Below are 9108 nucleotides of genomic sequence, written 5' to 3'. Positions count from 1 at the left end.
AAACTGAGTCGTGCCGGCAAAGAGTTTGCCGAAGTTTTCTCGAGTCTCGACAAAACTCACGCGCCAAGACGCGCCAGCGCAACATGCGCTCAGCCAAGAATCGCTCGATGCGTTCCTGCAGAGCCTTGATGCCGATGAGCTGCTGGATGGCTACGACTATGCCACGCGCGTCGTGCAGGATCTGCAGGAAGATATCGAATACTTCCGAATGCTCTTGCAGAGCCTCACCCGGGAGGCCCTCGAGCAGAAGGTCGCATGGGAGGAATTCAATGAGTTCGTCGAGAGGCGCTTCGCACGGGAGTACTCGGTACGACTGGTGGCGGATTCCGCTGAGCGTCATCGCGGAAATATCCTCGAAATGCTCGACCTTATTCGAAGCTTCGACGCCGACAAACGCGCCACCGTAGATGGGACGCTGAAGCAGCGAGCGCCGTGGATCGAAATGGAGGTGCAAGGGCGCAGTCCCATGCTTTGGCTATGCGAGCGCATTGAGAGCATGGTCGAGGCAGCCTGCAGTCTCAAGTTGCCGATGTTGCGCGTCGAGATGGGCAACTACGTCAAGCGTTTCACCAGCCTGCTGCGTCAGGCGTTGTCGCTGGACTACAGCGCTGCCTCGCCCCTGGGGCGCACAATGAGTTGGCTCAAGGCAGGCGATGGTACTCAACGGTACGCATTGCTCGACGCGCTGGCGCGGCGCCTGGCGCCAAGCGAGATCAGCCTCATCGGCAGCGGCGTGCGCTGGCCAAGGCGTGAGAAGGCCTCAGATCCGCCGGAGCAAGGGCCCATCGTCGTAGACGAGGCGAGCCGGCTAGAGGCCGCCATGCGGCGTGCTGAGGCGGAAGCTTTTGCATTCAGCGAGCTCGAGATCCTGGAAGTCTTACGCCGTCATATGGATGTGCATGCGATCCGGCTGTCGCAGCTCCCAGCGGCTTCCGCGACGGACGTGCTCGTGAGCCTCCATGCAATCGGGGCGGCTCGCTCGACCGAAGGCCGTCGTAAGGTGCTTGCACGCAAGCTCGCGCAGCCCTTCGAGACCGACTATTTCATCGCTACAGACTATGAACTTCGGCCGCAGGACCCCGTCGAGTCGTGACACCTCCGTACCTATCAGTTCAGCAATTCACCGATGAGCGCTTGAAGCACGAGGGCATTGGTCTTGTGACGCGTGAGCGCTTTGCGCAGCTCGCGGGTCGGCTGCTGGCATCGGGCGTTCTGTGGCGAGATTATTCCGAGGCCGAAGCGCAGCTATATGACGATGCCCGGCAGTGCGAGCAGTTGCTGCGCGAGTGGTTTGGTACCGTGGGATTTCTGCTCACGCACGACGTCGATGCCACGATCTTTCGCTTGTATCCGCCCGGTGAGGACGGTGAAGAGGAGGGTGTCAAACGTCTCCGTGCGCGGCTCTCACACGATTTCATTGCTTGCTGTATCGCGCTTCGCTTTATCTATACCGAGGGGCTCACCGGCAAGCGCGAGCTGATCGACCAAGAGCTGATGGTTACGCTGGAGGAGCTCTCGCAGACGATCGTATCCCTGCTTGGGCACACGTTGCCGGGCTCCATTGCCGAGCGTGTGTCGCTCTTGCGTCAACTCCGCAAGCATCGACTAATCCGTTTCAACGACGGTGAAAGTGCGGGTGCCATGGAAAGCATCCTGAGCATCCTTCGGCCGGTAATGTCATTCGTCAGCGACGATGCGCTCGCGGAAGTACTGCAGCGGATAAAATCTTCTGTCGAGGAGCCGGAGGCATCGGCGTGAAGCTGAGCAAACTCATCACTCTGAACTGGGGCACACTCGAAGATCGCGAATGGGAGCTGCCCGACACGCTGTTGCTCACCGGGGAATCCGGCTCCGGTAAGTCCACGCTTCTCGATGCGATTCAGACGCTACTGACTGCGACGCGCGCGGGGCTATATCACTTCAATGTTGGCCAAGACGAGTCCACTCAGTCCCGACGCGGCGGCAAGGAGCCGCGTACGCTCTCTGCCTATGCGCTTGGGCAAGTGGCTGATGGCGTGTTCATCCGAGCGCGAGCCACAACGTACATTGCAGCGGTTTTCGAGGCGTCAGTAGGCGCCGGCGAAATCGAGCAGCCGTTCACAGCGCTCATCGGCATCGACGCTGTGCAGGAGGGCAACAAGGCCGAACTCCTGAAGATACGAATGCTCGTTGTGCGACGGCCATTAGATATCTCACATCTCCTGCGCCAGGGGACGCAGCCGATTGGGCTCGTGCCGCTCAAAGATATCTATGTCCACCTGCAGTCGCAGCTGAAAGTGGGGGCTGAGTGTCTTCAGTCCTTCGAGGATAACAAGGGACGTTATCTGCAGCATCTCTATGGCGCATTCATGGGCAAGGCTTATGTGCCGGAGCAGGATGCATTTCGGGCGGCGCGTGCCATCGTCAAAGCCATGGCCTACAAGGAACTCGGCAACGTACACGATCTCGTGCGAGATGAAATTCTCGACGCCAATGATTTCAGCGAAGGCTTAACTCGTCTGCGCGAGTTGATGCAGAGCATGGCGCGCCTGAAGGCCGACGCAGAACGGCTGCGGGTCAACATCAGTCGTTTGAAGTCGGTGGACGAGCGGTGCTGTGGGGTGTTGGATGTGGCTCAGCGTTTCGTAGTGAGCACTTTCGCGCACGCGCTGCGCGTCCAATACGATGCCGAGACTGCCCTCGAATCGGTGCAACGCTCGATCGCAGTCATCGAGAAAAAGAACGTGGCAGTGAGCGATCGCAAGAGGCGATTGCAGGAAGAGAAGAGCAGTATCAACGAGCAGATTGACGTGATCGCGGCCAAGCTGGCAAAAAGCGATATCGCGCGCGAGCACGCGGCGCTGCGCTTCGAGGCCACGCAGCTTGAGAGTCGCTTCAGGCCGGAGTGGCATGCCTTGCGTCAGGCGGCGGGACTGCTTGACTCTTGGATCACGCGCATCGAGCAATTGCGTACGATGGATCTGAGCGCGCTGCCATCGCTCGCCAAAGCAGCCGAAGCACTGGCTGTTTGGCACGAACGCATACGCGCGACCTGGACGCTCGCCATGAGAGAAGGCTTATGCCGGGAAGCGAGTATCGGCGATGCGCTTCCTGAGCTGGCGGCGGCCCAGATCGATGCGGACTGGTCCACATTGGTTCAGCGTGTGCGCTCGGATGAGGACTCGGTGACTGCCATCATTCTGCAGGCGCAGCTCGACGCGCGTGCTCGGACCGCCCAACTCAAGGACGAGGAGGTTCAGCTCTCGGCCGAGTTGCGCGTTCTACAATCCGGCAGGTCACCCGCCCCCCTGGAAGTACGTGAGGCTCTGCGCCTCATCGAGCGGGAGCTCCCGCAAGCCGAGCCAAAGATGCTTGCTCAATATGTGGAGCCTCGGGCTAACACCTCATGGCAACCTGCCATCGAGGGTTACATGTCGCGTGATCGCTTTGCGCTGATCGTGAGTCCTGAGTCTGAGGCGGCAGCGATACGCTTGGTGCGCCGAAAATGCCCGCCGGGTGCCGCGAAGATTGTCCAGGGCGCCAAGGCTATAGAGGACACGCGTGGTACGAACCTGGGTACACAGTCCGTTATTCACGAACTGCAGTGCTCTCATCCGATCGCTAAAGCATATCTCTGGGCACGTTACGGCCGGGTACGTAAGGTTGCCACAGAAGAGGAGTTGCGCCGCACACCGCAGGGCTTGATGGAGCAGGGTATCGGTAGCCGGGGCTACGGGATGTTCTCCTGCTGGATGGAGGAGCATCAGCTCGCGTTCGGCGAAGCTTCTCGCAAGCGGCGAATGGCTTGGTGTGAGCGGCGCCTTCTCGAAATTCGGGATGAACTGCAGGTGCTCGATCATCAGATGAAGTCGCTGAAACAACTGGCCGGTTGGTTTGCTGAGTTAACGATTGAGTCATTGACGCCACGCATTGAGGTGGTGCAGGAGACGCAGCGTCTGTACGCCACTAATCAGCGCTCGCTCGCTGCACTCGATACCTCGAGTATCGACGCTCTTGAACGGGAGCGGCAGCGACTGAGAGAACAATTCAACGTAGCTGAGAAGGCTTACGAGGAGGAGATCGGTAAGCTTGCGGTGCAAGCGGGCAAGATGAAGGAGCTTCAAGAGAGTCAGAGTTCGCTCAGGGAGCAGCTTCCTCGGTTTCAGGCGGACGCCATCAACGCGGCAACATGGACGAGTCGCTTTGCCGCCGTGGCGCACGCTATTGCAACGGAGACGCAGCTTCGGGACGAGGCAGAGAAGATCGCTCGGACGGACCCCATTTCCACGGCGGGCTTGGGAACGCGGTCCGACAATGCGCGCTCTCAACTCGGCTCAAAGCTTCAAGAGGTGCGTGACGGAGTCGACATGTACCTCTCGAGCGTACGCACTGAAGACGAGCGCTTTAACTACGCTGATCCACCGCGCCAAGTGGATCGCATCGAAGACGTGCTCCGCGCGGTGCTGAGTCTACGTGAACGCGTCAGCGATCAGCTCCGACGTCAGGAATCCATTGGGCTTGCGCAGAATCTGCATACCTTGACCGAAGCCGAGACGAGCTTCAACGCGGTGTTCACGACAGGGTTCTGTTTCAAGGTGCGCGACGATGTACGTACTGGGTTGACGACGCTCACGAAACTCAACCGTGAACTAAAGAACCTGCGGTTCGGCTATGACACTTACGAGCTTGACTGGGATTGGGTGCCTCAGTTCAAGCAGTATTACGAATTCTTCGAGACGTTGGACGGTATCGTCGAGACTCTGGAAAAGGACAAGGTCTCCATCTTCGACTCGCCGCGCTTGAGTCCGGAGCACCGCGCCACGGCGGGGCACATTCGGGATCTGTTGCTTTCGGAGGACCAGACGCGTTCGGAGAGATCGTTGCGCGAGCTCGCGGACTATCGCAACTATCGGCGCTACGACATCATCCGGCGCAACGACAGTGGAGTGACGAAGCTGTCAACCTGGGGCACAGGATCAGGTGGCGAGCTCGAGACTCCGTTCTACGTGATCCGTGCCGCCGTGCTGGCTCATGCACTCGGGCACTTCGGGCGTGACCGCGACGGAGCAGCGGCGCTTCGTCTGATGCTCTCTGATGAGGCCTTCGCAAAGATGGATGAATCGCGATCCCGCAGCGTGCTGAGGTTCCTTTCCCAAAATCTAAAGCTTCAGCTTATTGTGGCCATGCCGACCTCGAAATCAGGTGCAGTGAAACCCGAGTTCGGCAAAGAGTTTACGTTCTCCAAAGTTTCCGCCAAGCGCGATGGCAAGATCCTGTTCGTGAGCGAAGCGCAAGAGAAGTGGCTCAAGCAGGACGCACTCCAGCGACTGTGGAATCAGCATGCCGAAGCGGCGCGTCAGAAAGGCAAGATTTCTTTCGAGCATCAGTCGCAGCCAGTCGAGCAACCACAGGGAGGGGCGGAGTGACCCCTACTCAGCATCCCTTTCTCGAGCGGCTTGCACGCTTGCTGCTACAGAAGGCCGAACGTGCGAGGAGCACCAAGCCTGTGCGCTTGAGAGTGGATGCCGATTCTGCTCCGGAACTCTTCGAGCGAACGACTGCAGAAGAGATGCTGCACTTGGAGTCCTTGCTCCTGGAATTCGGTGCTTGCGGATGGGTAGCGCTGTACTTGCAGCCGGCGCGGCAGTTTCAGACGTTGGTGGATCGCGCGCCAACCTTGGAACTCCTGGATTTTGATGCGCTTGCTGGATGGTCGGGTTACACGCCCCGTCGGGAAGAATGGTCGCGTCGGTTCGTCGAATTTCTCAGAGAGCATCCGGCGGTTCCGGTAGAACCAGCGGAACGCGACAGCGAGCTGATCGAACTGCCTTGGGACAACTTGGCTGACCATCTGGCACGCAATCCTTTGATGGCGCTTTCGCGCCTGGAGTTCGACGATGCTGTGCGGGCTCTGGCGCACCTTGAGCGGCTCTGTCGCCACATGGAGTTCTTGCCAGTGCGCGAGGCGTCGTGTCGAGTGTTCGGTGGAAGCAGTAAGGTGCTCGATCATCGCGAGGAGCTTCTGCGGCTGCTCGGAGCTCGAGCAGGGCAATTCTTTGAAGCACCGATACAATTGCTCGCCGCGGTGCCGGATCAGTTTGACACCCTACTATTTGTTGAGAATCTGCTGACGTTCGAGCAGATGGCAGCTCATAGGCAAGCAGCTTGGGAACGTACAGTGCTTCTATTCGCGGCGGGTTTCAAAGGGACCGCTCGCCGCATGCGTACGCCGTTAGGTGGCCAGTTGTACTGGCGGGCCGGTAGTGAGCCATCGTCGGAGCGCGCACGCGTCATCGCCTGGCAGCGAGGCGAACTCGAGCTTCCCGTCGCTTTCTTCGGAGATTTGGATTTTGCGGGAATGGAGATCCTGAAGAACCTGCGGGAGGGCTGTCCCAACGCGGTTGCTTGGCCGGTTGGCTATCGGGTGCTGCAGGCGGCGCTTGTGTCAGGTCAGTCCCATGCGCCGGATGAGGCTGACAAGACAGGACAGCGTGATCCAACGATCTCCGGCTGCACGTACGCCGATAACGAACTGCTTCCGTTGTTACGCCGCGAGGGACGCTTCGTTGATCAGGAGATTTTCGACGTGAGGGGATAAGGAGCGCCTTTCTTGGTCCGTCCACAGAATTTCTGTGGGCGGACCGGCAGTTTGGTAGTTGACGCGAGAGTCTTCGACCGTAGCTGTGCGAACCGCTGCGACTCTTTCGTTGAGTTCGCTCTCTCGCCCAGCTCTTGACGTCCTGTCCCTTCCGACTTACGTTCTATCTGCGTACCATCACACGTGCGTCAGATTTAGCCGCCGAAGAATTCCTGGTCATCGGTGGCACCCGCGGTGAACTCGTCAGAATTCGCATTCTGTGTGACTCGCTGAAGGTCTTGCACCCTGAATCAGCTCAAGTAGTGAGCTGATTTCCTTGACCGATTGCGGCACAACGGCCGCAAGACAAAATCGGCTTCCCATCCCCCTCGCGGGTCACCGTTCTTGCCAGGAACTCTCCACCATGCATGCGTCTTCGACGATTGATTTTCTTTTGCGCGCCTACAGGCGAGGGGGCTTTCCGCCTTCACAATGCCTTCAGCACCAGAGCTTGAGGTGCCGTCGCCCATCGAGCGAGGATGTGAGATGAACACGCCTCGTCTATTGCGCTTGCGGCAGGTCATTGTGGTCACCGGATTGGGACGGGACACGATCTACCGCTACATTCGTTCCGGCCAATTTCCGCGCCAGCGGCGCATCACTGAGCGCGCCAGTGCATGGCGTGAGGATGAGATCAAGGAATGGATCGACTCGCGCCCCGTTGTCGAAGTACATCGCGATGGTGCAGAACATCCCTCAAAAGCTCGGAAGGGTCTTCGACGCGAAGTCCACGGCATAGCTCCAGGAACATGAAGAGGGATCCATCGCTCTGCGCTCGCAGGACAGACTGAACGAACGAGCGACTGACGCCACTCCAGCGGGCCACATCGGTCTGGTGCAGTCGGCGTGCAGCCATACGTTTGCGCACGATGTCCGCGAGCGCGCGTTTCGTCAGTTGCTCGCGCTCCTCGCGAGTTTCACCGATGGGATTGTTCATGATCAGGCATCCGTCTGGTTGGCTGTGTTGCTGTCCTCCAGACTGGTGACGATTCGAAAGACCAAGCGTCGCTGAGTCGTGGGCAGTGCCTGAAGCCGCTCAGCCAGTCGCGCAGCTCGCGGGGACAGGCGTCCTTTACGAGTCGGCACCGTGCAGCGAAGTCCCGTGAGCTCCTCCACGGTGACAGCCAGCGCCTTGGCCAGCTTGGCAACGATCAGCACCGACGGCCGACGGTCGCCAATTTCATACGCATAGATCGCCTGCGGGGTCACGCCGACGGCTCGCGCAAGTTCCGCTTGTGTCATTTGCTGCGATTTCCGCAGCTTCTCTATGCTCTTGCCCAGTTCTCGGAAATAGGCACGGGATTCGGCGCGCAACGTGTTCATGGCGCCTCCAACTGGTCGAGAGCGTCCTGGCCGTTCTCGATTAGCTGGATCAGCGCGACGAGCACATCAGCGAGGTAGTGCACTTCGACCAAGTCGTGTGTCGCTGCGCGCTCCGCGACCGTTGCCACCGCATGTGCCACCTGAAGGTTGCGAGTCGCGACATCGAGCGGACTGCGCTTTCGAGTCGTGGCCCCATCTGAAGTCCGTTTCGGCAGCGTCTGTGTCCTGGCGCCGCTCACGGCGACACCTGCATCGCGTGGAGTTTCGTGCGGACAACTGCGATCTGCGCACGCAGGGCGAGGAAGGCGGACTGCTTGCGGATGTTGTGCTGGGCTCGGGCAGTCGCCAGGCTGACATCGGCGTGATGGCGAAGGAAATCCAGGGCCAGTCTAAGGACGGCCATATCCCATGCGTCTAGCGGAGTCATGCGGCACCCCCTTGCAGGGTGCTGAGCTTGTGCCGAAGAATAACTAGCTCGGGAGCGAGACTTGGCTGAAGTGAGATTCGTGGCAGCAGGCTGTGCGCGGTATCAAGGCTTTCGTGAGCCGTTGCAAGCAGGTTGCTCGTCCCCTCCAGCACAGTAGCAACGGCGACATCGAGTTCGGCAGCCTGTGCCCGCAGGACAGAGTTGGCGACGTCTATGTAGCTTTCGATCTGCTCCAAGGTGGCGCGGATTGCGTTCAGCTGCCTGCGGAACTGCGCTACCGTTTCCGCTCCATCGGGCTGGTTCAGCAGAGCGATGAGGGCGTCGATGTCCTCGGCGTCCAGGGCGCTCATAGAACACCCCTAGCGTCAAAGGCGATGGGTAAAACAGGCGAGGGCATCTGCGCGGTCAGCACAGCGAGTAACGGACAGAGGGGGAATACGCGACGAGGGATTCGCCGCGGCATCGTGATCTTGGCAGCCATGACAGCCTCCTAAAAGGCAGTAGCGGTCAGGCCGGGCCGGCGCTGATAGCACCGGCTTCGGCCTCTCATGGCTGCGGGTTCAGGGTGGGGGTACCTGCGGGGGTATCTCGGTTTCTTGAGGTCCTCTAGTCCCTGAAAAACGCCTCAAAAATGCCGATCGCTCAACTCCTGCCGGGGGCACCAGTCCCAACTTCTCGTCTCGCAGCCGCTCTAACACATTGGAAGGGCGGGGCGNTGTCTCTTATACACATCTGACGCTGC

8 protein-coding genes are annotated in these 9108 nt (G+C 59.6%); 5 read left to right on the top strand and 3 right to left on the bottom strand.

The window, feature by feature from the left end:
* The first annotated feature begins 25 nt into the window (after positions 1-25).
* The 5 genes from D0550_RS27780 to D0550_RS27760 all read left to right on the top strand — a co-directional run bounded on the left by D0550_RS27780 (position 26) and on the right by D0550_RS27760 (position 7369).
* Positions 26-1093, top strand: coding sequence for a hypothetical protein (locus tag D0550_RS27780; protein ID WP_153067387.1), 1068 nt, complete (start codon positions 26-28; stop codon positions 1091-1093).
* A gap of 41 nt (positions 1094-1134) precedes the next feature.
* Positions 1135-1758 (top strand): DUF4194 domain-containing protein, encoded by a 624-nt coding sequence (locus tag D0550_RS27775; RefSeq protein WP_206606584.1) that lies wholly within the window; start codon positions 1135-1137, stop codon positions 1756-1758.
* The gene (locus D0550_RS27770) at positions 1755-5405 is read left to right on the top strand and encodes an SbcC/MukB-like Walker B domain-containing protein (RefSeq protein WP_116812461.1); all 3651 of its coding nucleotides are present in this window, start codon (positions 1755-1757) and stop codon (positions 5403-5405) included. The genes D0550_RS27775 and D0550_RS27770 overlap by 4 nt, the downstream gene beginning before the upstream one ends.
* Positions 5402-6577 carry a Wadjet anti-phage system protein JetD domain-containing protein gene (locus D0550_RS27765; protein ID WP_206606583.1) on the top strand — a complete coding sequence of 392 codons (1176 nt, stop codon included), beginning with the start codon at positions 5402-5404 and terminating at the stop codon, positions 6575-6577. The genes D0550_RS27770 and D0550_RS27765 overlap by 4 nt, the downstream gene beginning before the upstream one ends.
* Positions 6578-7102: 525 nt before the next feature.
* Entirely contained in the window at positions 7103-7369 is a 267-nt protein-coding gene (locus D0550_RS27760) for a helix-turn-helix transcriptional regulator (RefSeq protein ID WP_116812459.1), read from the top strand.
* Positions 7370-7555: 186 nt separating this feature from the next.
* Here D0550_RS27760 and D0550_RS27750 read toward each other — a convergent pair whose 3' ends face one another.
* The 3 genes from D0550_RS27750 to D0550_RS27735 all read right to left on the bottom strand — a co-directional run bounded on the left by D0550_RS27750 (position 7556) and on the right by D0550_RS27735 (position 8716).
* Positions 7556-7939 (bottom strand): helix-turn-helix transcriptional regulator, encoded by a 384-nt coding sequence (locus tag D0550_RS27750; protein WP_116812457.1) that lies wholly within the window; start codon positions 7937-7939, stop codon positions 7556-7558.
* Positions 7940-8174: 235 nt separating this feature from the next.
* Positions 8175-8366 carry a hypothetical protein gene (locus tag D0550_RS27740; protein ID WP_116812455.1) on the bottom strand — a complete coding sequence of 64 codons (192 nt, stop codon included), beginning with the start codon at positions 8364-8366 and terminating at the stop codon, positions 8175-8177.
* Positions 8363-8716 (bottom strand): saccharopine dehydrogenase family protein, encoded by a 354-nt coding sequence (locus D0550_RS27735; protein ID WP_116812454.1) that lies wholly within the window; start codon positions 8714-8716, stop codon positions 8363-8365. Before D0550_RS27735 ends, D0550_RS27740 begins: the two co-directional genes overlap by 4 nt.
* Positions 8717-9108 lie beyond the last annotated feature (392 nt).

This window comes from Steroidobacter cummioxidans (assembly GCF_003104955.1).
The sequence above is the reverse complement of the archived record's forward strand: the minus strand, read 5'-3'. Positions and strand labels throughout refer to the sequence as shown.

Excerpts from the sequence above, each read along its gene's own strand:
- D0550_RS27735 (WP_116812454.1), bottom strand. The coding sequence starts at position 8,716 with ATGAGCGCCCTGGACGCCGAGGACATCGACGCCCTCATCGCTCTGCTG.
- D0550_RS27750 (WP_116812457.1), bottom strand. The coding sequence starts at position 7,939 with ATGAACACGTTGCGCGCCGAATCCCGTGCCTATTTCCGAGAACTGGGC.
- D0550_RS27740 (WP_116812455.1), bottom strand. The coding sequence starts at position 8,366 with ATGACTCCGCTAGACGCATGGGATATGGCCGTCCTTAGACTGGCCCTG.
- D0550_RS27760 (WP_116812459.1), top strand. The coding sequence starts at position 7,103 with ATGAACACGCCTCGTCTATTGCGCTTGCGGCAGGTCATTGTGGTCACC.